Origin of the sequence: Rhizobium sp. NPDC090275, from assembly GCF_044772225.1 — a bacterium.
Classification (GTDB): Bacteria; Pseudomonadota; Alphaproteobacteria; order Rhizobiales; family Rhizobiaceae; genus Rhizobium.
In genome coordinates this window covers 81491-99897 of the sequence record NZ_JBIVYL010000007.1, presented here as the reverse complement: position 1 = coordinate 99897, position 18407 = coordinate 81491, and the positions used below count along the sequence as shown (strand labels likewise).

15 protein-coding genes are annotated in these 18407 nt (G+C 63.5%); 4 read left to right on the top strand and 11 right to left on the bottom strand.

What is annotated here, in order from left to right; all coding sequences use genetic code 11:
* Positions 1–7: 7 nt before the first annotated feature.
* The 7 genes from ACIQUB_RS18670 to ACIQUB_RS18640 all read right to left on the bottom strand — a co-directional run bounded on the left by ACIQUB_RS18670 (position 8) and on the right by ACIQUB_RS18640 (position 9003).
* Complete coding sequence (locus tag ACIQUB_RS18670; RefSeq protein ID WP_402931284.1) at positions 8–2218, bottom strand: EAL domain-containing protein; 2211 nt, start codon at positions 2216–2218, stop codon at positions 8–10.
* Positions 2219–2363: 145 nt separating this feature from the next.
* Positions 2364–2921, bottom strand: a complete 558-nt coding sequence (locus tag ACIQUB_RS18665; protein ID WP_113239403.1) for an NADPH-dependent FMN reductase — start codon at positions 2919–2921, stop codon at positions 2364–2366.
* 94 nt (positions 2922–3015) lie between these two features.
* Positions 3016–3792, bottom strand: coding sequence for a MetQ/NlpA family ABC transporter substrate-binding protein (locus ACIQUB_RS18660; RefSeq protein WP_047509683.1), 777 nt, complete (start codon positions 3790–3792; stop codon positions 3016–3018).
* A 40-nt stretch (positions 3793–3832) separates the two neighbouring features.
* Complete coding sequence (locus tag ACIQUB_RS18655) at positions 3833–4501, bottom strand: methionine ABC transporter permease (RefSeq protein WP_018901958.1); 669 nt, start codon at positions 4499–4501, stop codon at positions 3833–3835.
* Complete coding sequence (locus ACIQUB_RS18650) at positions 4491–5522, bottom strand: methionine ABC transporter ATP-binding protein (RefSeq protein WP_113239405.1); 1032 nt, start codon at positions 5520–5522, stop codon at positions 4491–4493. The genes ACIQUB_RS18655 and ACIQUB_RS18650 overlap by 11 nt, the downstream gene beginning before the upstream one ends.
* Before the next feature lie 365 nt (positions 5523–5887).
* A complete protein-coding gene (locus tag ACIQUB_RS18645; RefSeq protein WP_402931281.1) occupies positions 5888–7291 on the bottom strand; it encodes a GH1 family beta-glucosidase in 1404 nt (467 codons plus the stop codon).
* A 113-nt stretch (positions 7292–7404) separates the two neighbouring features.
* Positions 7405–9003, bottom strand: a complete 1599-nt coding sequence (locus ACIQUB_RS18640; RefSeq protein ID WP_113239408.1) for an ABC-F family ATP-binding cassette domain-containing protein — start codon at positions 9001–9003, stop codon at positions 7405–7407.
* A gap of 432 nt (positions 9004–9435) precedes the next feature.
* On the opposite strand from ACIQUB_RS18640, the gene ACIQUB_RS18635 reads away from it, so the two are divergent.
* The 3 genes from ACIQUB_RS18635 to ACIQUB_RS18625 all read left to right on the top strand — a co-directional run bounded on the left by ACIQUB_RS18635 (position 9436) and on the right by ACIQUB_RS18625 (position 11645).
* Positions 9436–10425: an acetylxylan esterase gene (locus ACIQUB_RS18635; protein WP_402931278.1), complete on the top strand. Its 990-nt coding sequence runs from the start codon at positions 9436–9438 to the stop codon at positions 10423–10425.
* On the top strand, positions 10397–11125 hold the full coding sequence (locus tag ACIQUB_RS18630; protein WP_209191735.1) for an esterase family protein: 729 nt from the start codon (positions 10397–10399) through the stop codon (positions 11123–11125). Before ACIQUB_RS18635 ends, ACIQUB_RS18630 begins: the two co-directional genes overlap by 29 nt.
* A gap of 112 nt (positions 11126–11237) precedes the next feature.
* Positions 11238–11645 carry a DoxX family protein gene (locus tag ACIQUB_RS18625; protein WP_113239117.1) on the top strand — a complete coding sequence of 136 codons (408 nt, stop codon included), beginning with the start codon at positions 11238–11240 and terminating at the stop codon, positions 11643–11645.
* 153 nt (positions 11646–11798) lie between these two features.
* On the opposite strand, the gene ACIQUB_RS18620 is transcribed toward ACIQUB_RS18625, so the two are convergent.
* Both ACIQUB_RS18620 and ACIQUB_RS18615 read right to left on the bottom strand, forming a co-directional pair.
* Positions 11799–12986, bottom strand: a complete 1188-nt coding sequence (locus ACIQUB_RS18620; RefSeq protein WP_113239118.1) for a Gfo/Idh/MocA family protein — start codon at positions 12984–12986, stop codon at positions 11799–11801.
* Between the two features lie 230 nt (positions 12987–13216).
* Positions 13217–14269, bottom strand: coding sequence for a sugar phosphate isomerase/epimerase (locus tag ACIQUB_RS18615; protein WP_112944163.1), 1053 nt, complete (start codon positions 14267–14269; stop codon positions 13217–13219).
* Between the two features lie 268 nt (positions 14270–14537).
* On the opposite strand from ACIQUB_RS18615, the gene ACIQUB_RS18610 reads away from it, so the two are divergent.
* A complete protein-coding gene (locus tag ACIQUB_RS18610; protein ID WP_113239119.1) occupies positions 14538–16328 on the top strand; it encodes an adenylate/guanylate cyclase domain-containing protein in 1791 nt (596 codons plus the stop codon).
* Positions 16329–16370: 42 nt separating this feature from the next.
* On the opposite strand, the gene ACIQUB_RS18605 is transcribed toward ACIQUB_RS18610, so the two are convergent.
* The gene (locus ACIQUB_RS18605; protein ID WP_037179586.1) at positions 16371–17318 is read right to left on the bottom strand and encodes a substrate-binding domain-containing protein; all 948 of its coding nucleotides are present in this window, start codon (positions 17316–17318) and stop codon (positions 16371–16373) included.
* 77 nt (positions 17319–17395) lie between these two features.
* Entirely contained in the window at positions 17396–18397 is a 1002-nt protein-coding gene (locus ACIQUB_RS18600) for an ABC transporter permease (RefSeq protein ID WP_018901969.1), read from the bottom strand.
* Between the last annotated feature and the right edge of the window lie 10 nt (positions 18398–18407).

Genomic DNA, 18407 nt, shown 5'->3' with positions numbered 1-18407 from the left:
GACTTGATCAGGCGGCGCTGACGCGCCGCCCGCTGGTCTTGCGCGCCCGTGCTTCCATCAGCCGCTCGGTGATATCCTCGGCGGAGACGGGCTTGCTGAAGAAGAAGCCCTGCAGCGTATCGCAACCGAATTGCGAGGCGATATCGGCCTGCTCCGGCGTCTCGATGCCCTCGGCGGTGACGGGAATGTCGAGCGAGCTGGCCAGCGCCACGGTCGCCTTCAGCATCTCGCGCTGGCTCTCGCTGTGCTCGATATCCATGATCAGCGAACGGTCGATCTTGATGCGGTCGAAGCCGAACTGGCGGAGATAGCCGATCGACGAGAAGCCCGAACCGAAGTCGTCGAGCGCGATCTTCACGCCAAGCGTCTTCAGCTGCTCGATCGCCTGGCGCGTCCGCTTCGGATTCTGGATCATGTAACCCTCGGTCACCTCGAGCGTCACCCGTTTGGCCTCGATCTCGGTCTGGCGCAGTACATAGCGCACGTAATCGGTGAAGGCGGGGTTGCGGAACTGGCCGGGTGAGACGTTGACGGCGATCTTGAGCTCCGGCCACTGCTTGGCCGTCTCGCAGGCCTTGCGCAGCACGAACAGGCCGAGCGCCTCGATGAGACCGCTGGTCTCGGCAACCGGGATGAACACATCGGGCGACACCGGCCCGTGGCCCGACCGGTTCCAGCGCACCAGAGCCTCCACGCCGACCATCTCGTTGCTGTCGGCGCCGATCAGCGGCTGGTAGGCAAGCGTCAGGTCGCCGCCTTCGATCGCCTGACGCAGATCGAGTTCCAGCGCGTTGCGCTCCTCGCGATCGGCATCCATGGCGGGATCGTAGAGCGTCATGCGCGCACGACCGGCTTCTTTGGCCTTGTACATGGCAAGATCCGCACGACGCACCAGCTCCTCGCGATCGACGCTACCCGCGGGCGAAACCGCGATGCCGATGCTGGCGCCGATGACGACCACGCGGCGGCCGATTTCCAGCGGCTCGGCCAGGAAATCCAGAATATGCTCGGAGAGCTGCAACGCTGCCGCATCCCCCTGCTGTGACGCAAAGACGATGGCGAACTCGTCGCCGCCGATGCGGGCAAGCACGGCGCCCTCGGGGATCAGCACCTTCAGCCCGGCCGCGACCGCCCGGATCAGCTGGTCGCCGGTGCCGTGACCGTAGGAATCGTTGACTTCCTTGAAACCGTCGAGGTCGAGATAGAGAAGCTGGACATTATCCTGAGACTGCCTGGCGAGCGTCACCATCGCATCGACGGAGACGCGCAGGCCGTCGCGGTTCAGAAGTCCGCTCAGCCGGTCGCGCAACGCATCCTCGCGCGCGATGATCTCCTCGCTCTTCAGCCGGCGCCCGGCCAGCCAGCCGATGATCAGCAGCACGACGAAAAACAGGCCGACAAGGCAGATCGCCCGCACCACCTGGCTGCGCACATCGGCATAGCCGACATCGCCAGGCGCGCGCGAGGTCCAGATCAGCTTGCCGAGCGACGCGCCAAGCGTATCCTCGATCGGCACGGAATAGGTGGCGGCCTGATCGGCGCCGACGAGCCGCAGTCCGCCGATGACATAGGTCTTGCCGATATCGTCGATCTTGGCGGCGTCCAGATGGCGGATGAAGATGAGATAGCGGTGCTTGCCGGGCGCGGCCGCGAGCGCACCGGACTTTTCGCGCACCAGCGCCACGCCGCCGACGGCAATTCCCGACTTCGTGCTGATGAAGCCGGATGCCTCGGGAAGGTCCTGCGCGCCTGCGGCCTTCACCTTGTCGAACAGCGCCCAGAGCGCCGGCGAGAAGAACTCCTGCAGGCTGCCCGCCATCGGTTTGCCGTCGCGATAGACCATGATCGGCGTCTTGTCGTCGTCGATCACGATTGCCATGTCGAACAGCGCGCTGTTGACGGACATCTCGCCGTAGTTCGACACGGTCCAGTCCATGCCATCAGTGGCATAGACATTGGTCGCGGCATCGTCCCAGGCGGCATAGTCGTTGAGGGTGGCGCCGAGCTGGGCTACGAAATTCTGCAGCGCGCCGGAAACGGTCTCGCGCGAGCGCTCGTCATCGAGCACGTTGGATTTCTGCGCCACGTGATCAAGCGCGTTCAGCACCATCAGCGTCACGACAACGACAACAACGGCAAACGAAAACAGGACGCCGGCCACGGTTGTGTGGCGACCAGCTCCCAGAATCGCGCTTCGTTTGCTGAAGATCGACGACATGTATTCTCCCTGTGCGGGAATACTGCCGGGAAGCCTTCAAAAAACGGTTAAAACACGATTGAACGATTAAGCACTCTCGCATCAGCGACGCGAACGCAAGAGCGAAAAAAATGATTGTATTTCAATCGGATAAAATTATTCAAATCTACTTATAAAGCGCATCCTTACGAACGTGCGTGCAGAATTTTGCAAGCGCGTTCAAAATAACGCCGTCTCGCACGGCCGCCGCCAGAACCGTCGCCTGCGCCGCATCGTCCTTCCCGAGCAACCCTATCCGCAGATGCGCCTCCTCGACGATATCGAACGACATGGTCTTCAAGACCTCCGTCAACTGGCCCAGCGCGAAGTCGCCGCGATGCGATGCATGCGCGATCATCACGGGCTTGAATGGCACCTCGTCGCGCGACACCAACCAGTCCATCGCGTTCTTCAGCCCGCCCGGCAGACCGTGCGCATATTCGGGACAGGCGACGATGACGCCATCGGCCGCGCGCATCTTCGCCCCCAACCGCTCGACGATATCGGGCGTATGCTCGCCTTCGCGATCGGGATTGAAGATCGGCAGATCGCCGACGAGATCGCAGATCTCGATCGCGACACCCTCCGGCGCGTGATCGCGCAAGGTCGTGAGCAGCCGGCGATTGGTCGAGACCTTCCGCTGGCTGCCGCAGAGCGCATAGAGAAAGAGCGGTTTGGCGTCCATCCCACTGGTCTACGGCATCCGACGATTCGCCCCAACGAAAAAGCGGCCCGGCAAGGCCGGACCGCTTCATGTCGTGTAAGGATAAGAGCAGCTCTTACCAGGACGCGATCAGGGCGCCCTTGAACTGTTCGTTGATGAACTTGCGGATGCTTTCGTCGTGGTAGGATTCGACCAGCGTCTTGGCCCACGGTGCGTCCTTGTCGGCGGTACGGACAACGATCACGTTGGCGTAAGGCGACTTTTCGCTCTCGATGGCGATGGCGTCGGTCTTCGGGTGCAGGCCGGCTTCCATGGCGTAGTTTGTGTTGATGACGGCGGCGTCGACGTCATCGAGCGAGCGCGGCAGCTGCGCGGCGTCGATTTCGGCGAAGTCGATCTTCTTCGGGTTCTCGATGATGTCGGCGACGGTGACCTTGACGCCAGGATTGTCCTTGAACTTGATCAGGCCCTTGGAGGCGAGAACGAGCAGCGCGCGGCCGCCATTGGTCGGGTCGTTCGGGATGGCGACGGTGGCGCCTTCCTTCAGTTCGTCGAGGCTCTTCACCTTCTTGGAATAGACGCCCATCGGCGTGGTGATGGTCGTGCCGATGCTGACGAGATCGAACTTGCGGTCGGCGATCTGGTTGTCGAGGTAGGGCTGGTGCTGGAACGAGTTGGCCTGGATGTCGCCATCGTTGAGAGCCTGGTTCGGCACGACATAGTCGGAGAACTCGACGATCTCGATGTTGAGACCCTTGGTCTTGGCGATCTCGGCGACCTTTTCCATGATCTGCGCGTGCTCGCCCGGCGTGACGCCGACCTTGATGTCTTCGGCCAGTGCCGAGCCGGCCGCGAAGGCAGCGAGCGCGGCTGCGATGATGAACTTCTTCATGGGTGTCTCCTGTGTTGAATTATGGTTTGTTGTTAAAGCGTCAGTTTTTCCGGTTGCGCTTGTCGAAGCGGCGGGCGAGCCCGTCGCCGGCGCTCTGGACGAGCTGCACGAGAACGATCAGCACGATCACGACAATCACCATCATCTCGGGATTGAAGCGCTGGTAGCCGTAGCGGATGCCGAGATCGCCCAACCCGCCGCCGCCGACGGCGCCGACCATCGCCGAGTAGCCGATCAGGCTGACGATGGTCATCGTCAGCGCCATCAGGATGCTCGGCCGCGCCTCAGGCAACAGCACCTTGAAGACGATCTGGAACGGCGTGGCGCCCATGGCGCGGGCAGCCTCGATCAGCCCCTTGTCGATCTCGCGGATGGCGGATTCGACCAGGCGCGCGAAGAAGGGGATGGTGGCGATGGTGAGCGGCACGATCGCCGCCCAGGTGCCGATCGACGTGCCCGTCAACAGGCGCGTCAGGGGCACGATGGCGACGACGAGGATGATGAACGGCGTCGAGCGCGCGGCGTTGACGACGAGCCCGAGCACGCGGTTGGTCTTCGGCGCCGGAAACAGCTCGCCCTTGCCCGATGTGGCCAGGAACACGCCGATCGGCAGGCCGATGATCGAGCCGACGATGCCGGCGACGAACACCATCTGCAGCGTCTGCATCAGCGCCTTGGAGAGGAGGTTGTAGATCATATCAGGCGACATAACCGAGCACCTCCGTCTTGAGACCGGTTTCCGCATAGAAGCGGTCGGCACGCGCGATCACGTCTGGATCGGCCGAATAGGACACGACCAGCGAACCGAAGGGCTCGCCCCCGATCTCCTCGATCGCGCCGGCGAGAATATTGACGTCGGAGCCGAGCTCCGCGACCAGCCGACCAGTGAGCGGCTTGAAGGCGGTTTCGCCGAAGAAGACCAGCCGCACCAGCGCCCGGTCGCCCGAAGACGGCTGCGCCTTGATGCCCGAACGCAGCCATTCCGGCAGCTTCAGCGCCGAGGCAAGCAGCGTGCGCGTCGTCTGGTGCTGCGGATTGGTGTAGACGTCGAAGGTGCGGCCGGCCTCGACGATCTTACCGGCATCGATCACCGCGACATGGCTGGCGATGGTCTTCACCACCTCCATCTCGTGGGTGATGAGGAGAACGGTAAGCCCGAGTTCGGCATTGATGCGCTTCAGGAGTTCGAGGATCGACTGCGTCGTCTCCGGATCGAGCGCCGAGGTGGCCTCGTCGGAGAGCAACAGCTTCGGATCGGTCGCCAGAGCGCGGGCGATGCCGACGCGCTGCTTCTGGCCACCCGACAGCTCCGAGGGATAGTTGCCGGCCTTGTCGCCGAGACCGACGAGATCGAGCAGCGGCCCGACCTTGGCGCGGATCGTCTGCCTGTCCACACCCGCGATCTCCAGCGGCAGGGCCACATTGTCGAAGGCGGTGCGCGAGGAAAGCAAATTGAAGTGCTGGAAGATCATGCCGACCTGGCGGCGCAGGCCGCGAAGCCCCTCTTCGCTGAGCCCGCCGACATCCACGCCATCGACGAGCACCTTGCCCGAGGTTGCCGTCTCCAGCCCGTTGACCATGCGGATCAGCGTCGACTTGCCGGCGCCGGAGCGGCCGATGATGCCGGTGATGGCGCCACGCGCCACGGTGAGATCGACCTTTTCGACCGCGGTGAAACCGCCCTCGCCTGATGGCCCGTAGCGCTTGCCGGCGCCTTCAAAGGCGACCATCGGGATCGCCCCCGCCGCGCCCTCTGGCTCTCGCCCGGAATGGCCGCCGGACGCGCCCTGGGCAGCGTCTTGTTGGGCCTGGTGTTGGAGTGTCATTTCATGCTCGCGTATGTTGGTCTTCAAAAACTGGCGGTTCTATAACCGCTATCGCGCCGATTAGCCAATCGGGCGGCACATTCGAAGACAATCACGGGTGCGAGGCATGGACACGGCTTTCGTTGCGGGCGGGAAAGAAAGACGTTTTGCCTTTCCTGTTGCTGCAACTTATGCCGCCGGTGGTTGAAACCGGACAGGGATGTTTTTTTATTTGTGCGATGCGGCAGGAAAAAATCTACCTGCCGCATAGACAATTCGAACCGAGGCGATCAGGCGCTCTTGTGATTACCCTTCGGGAACTGCGCGGCGAGCTCCGAATACCACTTGCCGCTCGTTTTCACCGTGCGAACCTGGGTGTCGTAATCGACATGCACGAGGCCGAAGCGCATGCGATAGCCCTCCGCCCACTCGAAATTATCCATCAGGCTCCAGGCGAAATAGCCGCGCATCGGATAACCGTCCTTGATGAGGTCGGCGACGACATCGAGATGCTGGATGTAATAATCGAGCCGCATCCTGTCCTCGACCACGCCCGCTTCGATGCCGGTATTGTCGCAGGCGCCGTTCTCGGTGATGTAGCATTCCGGCAGGTCGTAGCGGCGGTAGAGATCTTCCACCACATGCTTCAACGCCGGCGCATAGACCTCCCAGCCGATATCGGTCTTCACGTCGCTGACGCGGGGCGCCTCGACCGTCCAGGGGAAATCGCCGGTCTTCTTGGGATCGTCGGCGACGCGCAGCGGCGTGTAATAGTTGAGCCCCCACCAGTCGAGCTTCTGGCTGATGATCGCGAGATCACCCTCCTCGACGACAGGCATGCGGTCGCCGAGCGCCTCCAGGAACTCCTTCGGATATTCGCCCTTGAAGACCGGATCGAAGAAGGCGCCGTTGTGGAACTGGTGCGCCCGCTCGCCGGCCGCCTGGTCGCTAGCACTGTCGGAACCCGGGATGACCGACATGGCATTGAGCACGAGGCCGACAGGCACGTTCGGCGCTTCCGAGCGGATCGCCTCGACGCCGAGGCCATGGGCGAGGTTCATGTAGTGCATGGCATGAAGTGCCGCCTGCATGTTGCGCTCGCCCGGCGCGTGGATGCCATAGAGATGGCTGAGCCAGACGATGCACCACGGCTCGTTGAAGGTCGCGACGCTGTCGAGGCGATCGCCGAGACGCGACATCACCGTTTTTGCGTAGCGCTGATAGGCATAGGCGGTCGACCGCGCCGTCCAGCCGCCATCGCCGGCGAGCAGCAGCGGCAGGTCCCAGTGGTAGAGCGTCGCGAAGGTCTTGATACCCCGCGCCTTGCAGCCGTCGACGAGGCGATCGTAGAAATCGAGCCCCTTCTCGTTCACCGGCCCGGTGCCATCGGGGATGATGCGCGGCCAGGCGATGGAGAAGCGATAGGCCTCGACGCCGAGCGACTTGATGAGATCGAGATCCTCGTCGAGGCGGTTGTAGTGATCGCAGGCGACGTCGCCATTGTCGCGATTGAAGACCCGGCCCGGCATGTTGCAGAAGGCATCCCAGATCGACGGCTTGCGCCCATCGGCTTTCGAAGCGCCCTCGATCTGGAAGGCTGCCGTCGCCACGCCGAAGGTGAAATCGCCGGGAAAGCGGGCGGCCAGGGCCTTGGCATCAATCTTCGCGGCGGGCGTTTTTGCATCAATCGTCAAACTCAAATCCTCCAAACTCGGCCGGTGGCTGTATCACGCTTCCGGCTGCTCTCTACTCTACGTATAGGTTTGAAATGTCAAATCTGTAACGTTGCAGATAGGAACGCGCGCGCTCAGAGCACATCCTCCCCCGATGGCAGCAACAGCCGCCGCGTGATGCCGATCCGCTCAAGAAACACCGCGTCGTGGCTGACGACAAGGAGCGCACCGTCATAGGCGGCAAGTCCCGCCTCCACGGCGGCGATGGAATCGATGTCGAGATGGTTGGTCGGCTCATCGAGCACCAGCAGCGGCGGCGGTTCCGCACCGCCCAGCACGCAAGCCAAGCCGGCACGCAGCAGCTGCCCGCCGCTCAGCGTCGAAACCAGCTGAAGGGCGGCATCGGCTCGGAACATGAACCGCGCCAGCGCCGCGCGGCAGGCATTCTCGTTCGCACCGGAATTGAGCCTGCGAAAGTTCTCGGCGATCGATAGCGACCGGTCGAGCAGGCTGACGCTCTGGTCGAAGACCGCAAGGCGCACGGGCACCGAGACCGTTCCCGCCCAGGGCGCGATTTGCCCGGTGACGAGCGACAAGAGCGTCGTCTTGCCCGAACCGTTCGGCCCCTCAACCGCCACCCGCTCCGGCCCCGTGATCGCAAAGGAGAGATCGGTGATCACGGGCCGATCCGGCTCGTATCCGGCCGTCACGCCATCGAGCCGCAACACCACCCGCCACGCGGGCAGATGTGTCGACGCCAGCTTCGCGGAAAACGGCTGCAGGATCTCGATGCGCTCGCGCGCCGCACTGGCATCCTCCATCGCCTCCTCGCGCCGCTTCTCGCCGAGCCTGACCTTGTCCCCTCTGGTGTTCTCCGCCGCCCGCTTCAGGCCGCCGGCGACGATACGAGGCATATCGCCCCGCGCCGCTTTCTTGGCGCCGACTTTGTCGCTGCGCGCCTGCCGCTCGGCCGAGAGTTGCGCGCTGCGAGCGACATCCGCCACCCGCTTTTCGGCATCGGCAAGGTCGTGTTCGGCCGCTGAGAGCTCAATCGCCTTGCGCGCCTGAAACGCGCTCCAATTGCCGCCATAGCGTTTGGCGCCAAGCGTCGTCAGCTCGACGATCGCATCCATCCGTTCGAGCAGCACACGATCATGGCTGACCACAAGCGCCCCGCCCCGCCAGCTCTCGATGAGAGCGATCACCGCCTCGCGGCCGTCGCGATCGAGATTGTTCGTCGGCTCATCGAGGATGAGGAAATCCGGTTCGCTGAAGATCAACGCCGCCAACCCGACACGGGTGCGCTGGCCGCCCGACAGCGAGGTGAGCAGCGTATCGGGCTCGGCTGAGAAGCCCATCCGCTCGAGCGCATCGGCAAGCCGGACCTCGAGCGTCCAGTCGGCGGAAGCGACCTCATCGGCCGAGGCTTCGCCGAGAACCGCGCGCGCCACGACATCGAGTGCATCGCGCACACCGAAGAGATCGGCCACCGTCTGATCGGCATCGACCTGCACCGTCTGCCGGAGCACACCGAGCCGTCCGCTGACGGCGACGTTGCCGGATTGCGGCACGAGCTCACCGGTGATCAGCCTCAGAAGCGTCGTCTTGCCGACGCCATTGCGGCCGACCAGCCCGGCGCGTTCGGCCCCGAAGCTCAGATCGAGATTGGAAAAAAGCGGCCGCCCGTCAGGCGTGGACCACGAAAGATTGGAAAGGGTAATGGATGCAGGCATGGACATGGGTTTCCCGTATGGCAAGGCAAAGCGGCATTGCGATCGGGTTGAAATCCATGGTGCACCGTCCTGTTGGTATTGCGGATGGCTGCAATCTAGGCAGGTGGTGCGGTGAAATCAAGGCGGGTGGGGTGTAAAGCCCCTCCCCAGCCTTTCATAAAAATTCCCCCCAACCCCTCATGGAAAGTCCCCTCCCCAACCCCTCCCCACAAGAGGGAGGGGCTAATACGTGGCATGCTCCGTGCTCCCTCATGTCAGTCCCGGCTGTTGAGAGGCGTCGGTTTGGCGAAGAGGGCACGCCCAGCAAGCCCCTCCCCCTTGTGGGGAGGGGTTGGGGAGGGGAATTTTGGCCTGATGCGGAGAGGTCTTTTTCTCCAACCCAGAAACGCACCCCGCCTTGCAATCCCCCCAATTCCACGAAACAACTCCCCCATGACCATCCCCAAGACGCACCCCTTCCCCTTCGACCCCACCTACGGCATGACGCTCGACACGCTGCGCGCCATCGTCCCGCCCGAGGCTCCCCCGGGCTTCGACGCCTTCTGGCAAAAGCGGTACAAACGGGCGCTCGCCATCGACCCGCGGCCGACGCTGAAGCAAAGCAGTCTCACCCACCCCGCCTGGCAGGTGCTCGATATCACCTACACCTCGACGGACAACGTCACGATCGGCGGCTGGCTGCTCCTGCCGCGCGATGCGCCGGTGCGGCGCGGGCTGGTCGTCGGCCATGGCTATGGCGGCCGCGATGCGCCGGATTTCGATCTGCCGGTGGAGCAGACCGCCATCCTCTTCCCCTGTGCGCGCGGCATGTCGCGGAGCGCGCAGGCGCCGATCCCGCCGGAAGCGCCCGGCCATGTGCTCCACAATATCGACAACCCCGACGACTACGTCATCGGCGGTTGCGTCGAGGATCTCTGGATCGCCGTCTCGACGCTGCAGGCACTTTATCCATGGCTCGCAAACCGCATCGGCTATATCGGCGGCAGCTTCGGCGGCGGACTGGGGGCGCTGGCGATCCCCTTCGACAGTCGCATCGATCGCGGCCACCTGATCGTTCCCACCTTCGGCGACCGTAAGCAGTGGCTCACGCTACCGACGGTGGGCAGCGCCGATTCCGTGCAGACCTACCAGAAGACCCATCCCGACGTGCTCGATCACCTGCGCCTGTTCGACGCTGCGACCGCTGCGACGCGCATCAAGGTGCCGATGCTGGTGGCCGTCGCCCTCTTCGATCCGGCCGTCGCCCCGCCCTGCCAGTTCGCCGTGGCCAACGCGGTACCGCCGTCAAAATATAATGAAATCTTCATCCTCGACGCCGGACATTTCGACTATCCTGGAATGACGGAACAGAATTTTGCTCTGCGCGAAAAGCTGCGAGGTCTTTTGAAGCTTCATGAACCGGGAATATCTGCGCTGGCATAGCCCGCGCCTGCATCGCGAGATGGAGCTGTTGGTGTTCGGCCATGCCGGCGCCAAGGTCTTGATGTTTCCGACGCGCGACGGTCGTTTCTGGGAATATGAACGGATCGGCCTTGTCGCCAGCCTTGCCCACAAGCTCGAAGCCGGCCAGTTGCAGCTCTATTGCATCGAGGGCTTGGCCACGGAGACCTTCTACGGCTTCGACCGCCACCCGGCCGACCGCATCCACCGCCACCAGGCCTTCGAGGACTATATCCTCCACGAAGTCCTGCCGCTGATGGCCGCCAGAAACGGGCACGACTGCACCATCGTGCACGGCTGCAGCCTCGGCGCCTTCCAGGCGGCCAGCCTCGTCTTCCGCCACCCGCATCTGTTCCGCAAGCTCGTCGCTTTCTCCGGGCGTTACGACCTGACGCTGAGGGTCGAAGCCTTCGGCGACTTGCTTGACGGCTATTACGACAACGCCGTCTATTTCCACACCCCGACGCATTTCCTGCCGGGGCTCCATCACGGCTGGCAGCTGGACAAGCTGCGTGAGGTCGAGATCGTCATGACGATCGGCAATGCCGATCCCTTTCTCGACAACAACCATTATCTGAGCCGGCTTCTGTCCGACAAGCAGGTCGGCCACCAGCTGCATGTCTGGGACGGCCGCGCCCACCGCGCCAGCGCCTGGCGCAAGATGGCTGCACTCTACATCTGAGCCGCCCATCGCCGGCAGGCGGCCAATAACGCCAAAGTCAAAACTCGTGAATTGTCATTGCCGGGACCGTGGCTAAAGGCTTCGAACAGTCACTCCTAAAGAAAGGTCTTTCATGTCCGCTTCGATCCACGCCCTACAGCCGGCCCTGCTCAGCCTGCTGCGCATCGTCTCCGCGCTCGTGCTCTTCAGCTATGGGACACAGAAGATCCTGCATTTCCCCGCTGCCGAGCGCGTGCCCGATGTCGGGTCGATGTCCTGGATTGCCGGCCTACTTGAACTGACGCTCGGCTTTTTAGTGCTGGTCGGCTTCCAGACCCGCGCCGCCGCTTTCGTCCTCTCCGGCCTGATGGCCTTCGCCTATTTCATCGGCCACGCCTCGCGCGGCTTCTTCCCCGCCCAAAACGGCGGCGTCGCCGCCATCCTCTTCTGCTTCGTCTTCCTCTACATCGTCGCTGCCGGCGCTGGTCCGTTCAGCGTCGATGCGATGATGAAGCGCAAGCAGGGTGTGGTTGCGGCTTGATAAAACGTGGGTGACGGAGCAAGTAGCCCCCTCACCCTACCCTCTCCCCGAGGGGAGAGGGGGAGCAAGCCGCCTGCTCCGAGTCTCTTCTCCCCAATGGGGAGAAGGTGCCGGCAGGCGGATGAGGGGGCCGCGGACTCTGCCTGAGCTATCTTACACCTTAACCCAAGCCCCATTCCGCTTCGACGACGCCACGCAGGCATCCACGAAGGCGACACCCTTCACGCCGTCATCAACCGTCGGATACACCACGGCCTTGTCGACCGCGTTGCCCTTCTTGTGCGCGTTGATGGCATGCGCGGCTTCCGTGTAGATCGTCGCGAACGCCTCAAGATAACCCTCCGGGTGACCCGATGGGATGCGCGAGACGCGGGCGGCGGCGGCTCCGGAGCCGGCGCCGTTGCGGGTGATCAGGCGCTTCGGTTCGCCGAACGGCGTGAACCAGAGATAGTTCGGATCGGCCTGTACCCATTCCAGGCCACCCTTGGTGCCGTAAACGCGGACCTTCAGGCCGTTCTCGTGACCCGGCGCCACCTGGCTGCACCAGAGCATGCCCTTGGCCGGCTTTTCCGAGCCCTTGGCCTTGAAGCGCATCATCACATGGGCGTTGTCGTCGAGACGGCGGCCTTCGACGAAGCTGTCGAGATCGGCGGCAAGGCTGTCGAGCTCGAGGCCGGAAACGAAGGTGGCGAGGTTATAGGCATGCGTGCCGATATCGCCGGTCGAACCGCCCGCACCCGATTGCGCCGGGTCGGTGCGCCACACGGCCTGCTTGGCGCCCTGCTGCTCGACGGCTTCGGTCAACCAGTCCTGCGGATATTCGGCCTGCACCAGGCGGATATCGCCGAGCTCGCCATTGGCGATCATCTCGCGCGCCTGGCGCACCATCGGATAACCGGTGTAATTGTGCGTGAGGATGAACAGAGCGCCGCTCTCGTCGGCCACCTTCTTCAGCTTCTTGGCGTCGGCGAGGTTTGAGGTCAGCGGCTTGTCGCAGATGACGTGGATGCCGCGGCGCAGGAACTCCTTGGCGGCGTCATAGTGCACGTGGTTCGGCGTGACGATCGACACCGCCTCGATGCCGTTCTTCAGCTTCGCCTCGCGGATCGCCATCTCGCGATAGCTGGAATAGGTGCGGGTCGGATCGAGCCCGAGATCGGCGCCAGACGCCATCGCCTTTTCCGGCGTCGACGACAGCGCGCCGGCGATCAGCTCATACTGATCGTCGATACGGGCAGCGATGCGGTGCACCGCGCCAATGAAAGCGCCGGCGCCACCGCCGACCATGCCGAGACGGATGCGCGGCTCGCGCGTGTGTTCCGTTGATGCTTCGATTGCCATGTGTTCCTCCAAAATTGTGCTGTATTTGCGTGAGGGTCCGGTTTGGCGTTATGCCGCGTGGCCCCCTCATCCGCCTGCCGGCACCTTCTCCCCGTTGGGGAGAAGAGACTCGGGGTTAGCCGCTTGCGCCAACCTCCCCTTCTCCCCCACGGGGAGAAGGTGGCCCGAAGGGTCGGATGAGGGGGCCGCAAGCACAACGCCCGCCTACCCCCACACCCTCAAAGCCCTCGTTAAATCCCCAGCATCCGCCGATTGGCTGCCTGGTCCGTACCACTACCCGCGAAGTCGTCGAACGCCTTCTCCGTCACGCGGATGATGTGCGACTTGACGAACTCGGCACCCTCGCGGGCACCGTCTTCCGGATGCTTCAGCGCGCATTCCCATTCGACCACGGCCCAGCCGTCGAAGTTGTTGGCCGTCATCTTCGAGAACACCGCGCCGAAATCGACCTGGCCGTCGCCGAGCGAGCGGAAGCGGCCGGCGCGTTCGACCCAGCCCTGGTAGCCACCATAGACGCCCTGGCGACCCGTCGGGTTGAACTCGGCATCCTTGACGTGGAACATCTTGATCCGGTCTTTGTAGATGTCGATGTTATCCAGGTAATCCAGGCACTGCAGCACGTAATGCGAGGGATCGTAGAGCATGTTGGCGCGCGGATGGTTCTTCACGCGCTCGAGGAACATCTCGAAGGTGACGCCGTCATGCAGGTCTTCGCCGGGATGGATCTCGTAGCAGATGTCGACGCCGTTTTCGTCGGCATGGTTCAAGATCGGCGTCCAGCGCTTGGCGAGTTCGTCGAAGGCAGTCTCGACGAGGCCGGCCGGGCGCTGCGGCCACGGATAGATGAACGGCCAAGCGAGCGCGCCGGAGAAGGTCGCATGCGCCTTGATGCCGAGATGCTTGGAAGCAGTCAGCGCCATCTTCACCTGCTCGACGGCCCATTCCTGGCGCGCCTTCGGATTGCCGCGCACTTCGGGTGCCGCAAAGCCGTCGAAGGCTTCGTCATAGGCCGGGTGCACGGCGACCAGCTGGCCCTGAAGATGGGTCGAAAGCTCGGTGATCTCGACGCCGTTCTGGCGCGCCACGCCGGCGAACTCGTCGCAATAGTCCTTTGATGATGCAGCCTTCTTGAGGTCGATCAGCTGGCCCGCCCAGGTCGGAACCTGCACGCCCTTGTAGCCGATATCGGCTGCCCACTTGGTGATCGAATCCCACGAGTTGAAAGGTGCGGCATCGCCCGCGAACTGCCCGAGGAACAAGCCTGGGCCCTTGATCGTTTTCATGTCAATTCCTCCCTGAATGATGACCGTAAACGTTTCTGGTGTAGTTCTAACACGCGATTTGCACTCTGCAAGCCGATTTTGGCGAGAATGCAAATCCTGCCCCGATGGGCGGAAATGGACGGTTGCGACTAAACCATGTCGGGCACCTAGCCGCAAGACGTACGTACCGCATTTCTTGACCACCATTCCTCGGGCGCTCATGCGGCAGTGCATCTTTGTGGACTTCCCGCCACCGCGTGCTACTCTTGGTCGACCAGGAGGGTGGTCCATGACGCGGCGGCTGGCGGCAATCTTGGATGCGGATGTTGTCGGCTTCTCCCGGCTGATGGGCCTCGACGAAGCGGGGACCTTCGCGGCGCTGAAACGCCACAACACCGAGACCATCGTCCCCACCATCAACAGGCACCGCGGACATGTCGTGAAGTTCGTCGGAGACGGCACGCTGGCGGAATTTTCCAGCGTGGTTGACGCGTTGCGCTGCGCGATGGAAATCCAACAGGCCATTCTTGCCGACAATCACGATGTCGTGCCCGGCCGCCGGATGATCTGGCGCATCGGCATCCATGTCGGCGACGTCCTGACCGAGGATGGCGATATCTTCGGCGAGAGCGTTAACATCGCCGCGCGGCTGCAGGCACTGGCTCCCGCAGGCGGCATCTGCCTGTCGCAGCAGGTACGCGACCAGATCGGCACGGCGCTCGATTTCGAGGCCACCGACTTCGGCAATCGCAAGCTGAAGAACATCGAACAGACCGTCAGGGTGTGGCGCTGGTTTCCGCCGGGCACCCAGACGGATGGCCTCGACGAGGAGATCCCGGACCGGGCGATCCCGAGCCAGCCGCCTGAGCGCAAGCGCCCGTCGATCGCCGTGCTTCCCTTTGCCAACATGTCGAGCATCGAGGGGCAGGAGCATTTCTCCGACGGTTTCACCGACGAGCTGATCGCCACCCTGGCGCGCTGTCGCTGGCTGCTGGTCGCCGCCCGCAACTCGTCCTTCAGCTTCAAGGGCCGTGCGGTCGATGCCCGCCGCGTCGCCGAGGATCTCGGCGTCAAATACGTGCTCGAAGGCAGCGTCCGCCGCTCCGACACCCGCATCCGCATCACCGCGCAGCTTCTGGATGGAAGCGAGGGCACGCTGCTCTGGGCCGAGCGCTATGACCGCATGCTGGCCGATATCTTCGACCTCCAGGACGAGATCGCCTCCGAGATCACGGGAACCATCGAGCCCGAATTGAGCGCCATCGAATTCGCGGCACTGCGCGGCCGCTCGATCGTCGACATGACCGCCTGGGAAATCTATCTGAAGGGCCTCTGGCATCTCTATCGCTTCACCATCGACGAGTTGAACACCGCCAAACAGCTGTTCGAGCAGGCAATCGCCATCGATCCGAGCTTCGCGCAGGCGCAGGCGCGGCTGGCTTACGTCCACATCCAGCTCGGCTGGTATGGCTCGCTGGAGGAGCGTTCCGGGCGCATATGCGAGGCGATCGAGCTTGCCGAACGGGCGATCACGCTCGATCAGAAGGAGCCCGCCGCGCATCTGGCACTCGGCCGGGCGCTTGCGCTCGATGGCGCCACGGAGGCAGGGATCGCCCATCTCCGTCATGCGGTGAAACTGGACCACAGCTTTGCCCAGGCGCATTTCGCGCTCGGCCAGGCGCTCTGCTATGCCGACCGCCCTGAGGAGGGCATGCCCGAATTCAGCGAAGCCTTTCGTCTCAGCCCGCGCGACCCGCATCTCTGGACCTTTCACAGCATGATGGCCTTCGCGAACTACCAGATGGACAAGCTCGACGAGGCGGCCGACGCCGCCCGCGCATCGATGCGCTCGCCGAACGTCACCTTCTGGCCGGCGATGGCGCTGGTGGCGATCCAGGGACGGCAGGGCAAGATCGAGGAGGCACGCCGCGCGATCGGCGAGCTCTACAACTTCCGGCCGGGCATGACGCTTGATGATGCCAGACGTGAATTCTATTTCGGCCTCAAGCCGGCGATGAGCGAAACCTTCATCGAGCGCTTTGTCGGCGACCTCGCCAAGGCAGGCCTGCCGCCACAATAAAGGCGCCCGCCCTTTCGAGCGGGCGCCTCGTATTCACAAGGATCAGAACGGCGAATCCGGGAAGTAGAAGTCCTTGGCGTTGTCCTTCGTCACGAGCGTGGCGTCAAGGATGTAGGTGCCGCGAACCGGAACCTGGTCATAGAGCGACGCGGCCGTCAGTTCCATGGCGGTGCCAACCATTGCCGGCGGATAGAGAACGTCGACGGGGATCATCTTGTCGCCGTCCATGACCTTCTTGACCATGTCCTTGGAGCCGGCGCCGGCCACGACATACTTGATGTCGGTGCGCTTGGCCTGCTCGATCGCCTGCAGCACGCCGACGGCCATGTCGTCGTCCTGGCACCAGACCACGTCGATCTTCGGGTACTTGGTCAGGTAGTCCTGCATCACCTTGAACGCGTCGTCGCGGTTCCAGTTGCCGAACTGGCGGTCGAGAACCTTGACGTTGGAGCCGGCGATGCCCTTGTCGAAGCCGTCCTGGCGCTGCTGGTCGATCGGGATCGGCAGGCCGCGGATGACGACGACCTGCGCGTCCGGCGTCGTTTCCTTGATGTACTTGCCGGCGACTTCGCCAAGCGCCGGGTTGTTGCCGGCGATGTAGATGTCACGCACGCTGTCGTCGTTGGTGCTCGGTGCGCGGTCGACCAGCGCCACGAAGGTGCCCTTGTCCTTGACTTCCTTGATCGCATTGACGAGCGGATCCGGATCGGACGGCAGGATGACCAGCGCGTCCATGCCCTGCGTTGCCAGATCCTGCACCGCGTTTGCCTGGCTTGCGGCATCCGGCGAGGTCTTGACGATGACGGTGAGGTCAGGGTGCTCGGCCATCAAAAGCTTGGCGACGCGCTCGGCATGGAACACCACGCCGGAGGTCCAGCCGTGGTCGGCCGCCGGGATCGATACGCCGATGGTCTTCTTGTCCGCCGAGTGAGCGACGCCGGCGAGCAGCGCCGCCGTCACGACCGCCAAACTGAATAGTGTCTTACGCATGTCTGTTTTCCTCCCATTAAACCCCAGGGCTTGCGAACCTTCAGACCGGGCGCCCCGCCGACCCGGCCAATCCCTTGCTACCTGCGCGCCAGCGACCGCTGGACGAGCATGGCGATGATGATGATCGAGCCCTGGATGGCGCCGATCAGATATTCCGAGATGAAGTTCGAGAGCAGCATGATGTTGCCGACGAGCTCCAGAATGAAGGCGCCGCAGATCGTGCCCCAGACGCGCCCTGCCCCGCCCTTCAGCGCCGTACCGCCGACGACGACGGCGGTGATCGCCTGCAGCTCCCACAGGATGCCCGTGGTTGCCGATGTTGAGCCGAGGCGCGGCACGTAGAGCAGCACGGCAATCGCCACGCAAAGCCCCTGGATGACGAAGGCGATGGTGCGCACCTTGTTGACGGCGATGCCGGAATAGCGCGCCACGTCGCGGTTCGAGCCGACGGCCGTGACATGGCGGCCATAGCGCGTGCGGTAGAGAATGAAGGCGGCGACCGCGGTGACCGCGAGGATGACGATGATCGGCACCGGCACGCCGGCGATCGAGCCGAAATAGACGGGTCGATAGAGCGACTGCTGTTCGGCCGAGCGCAGCGTGATCGCGCCACCCTGTGAGAGCCAAGTCGTCAGGCCGCGATAGATGCCCATGGTGCCGAGCGTGGCGATGAACGGCTCGATCTTGCCGACAGTCGTGATCAGCCCGTTCGCCAGCCCACAGAGCGCGCCGGCAACGATGGTGAAGACGACGGCGACCGCGAGCATCAAGGCCGGATCGGCAATAAGGCCGGAATTCATCAACAGGATCATCAGGCTGGCGACGAAGGCCACCATCGACCCAACAGAGAGATCGAGATCCCCCGACGAGATGACGAAGGTGGCGCCGACAGCGATGATGGCGATGAAGGCGCTGCGCGTCGCGACATTGGCGAGGTTGGTAATGCCGATGAAATTCGGATTGACCAGCGCGCCGACAACAAGCAGCAACGCAAGCGCCGCGAACGGCGCGACCGCCCTGAGATCGATATCCCGCCAGGAGCGCCGTCTGATCTGACTGGTCTCGTCGTTCGCACTCATATCCAAAGCC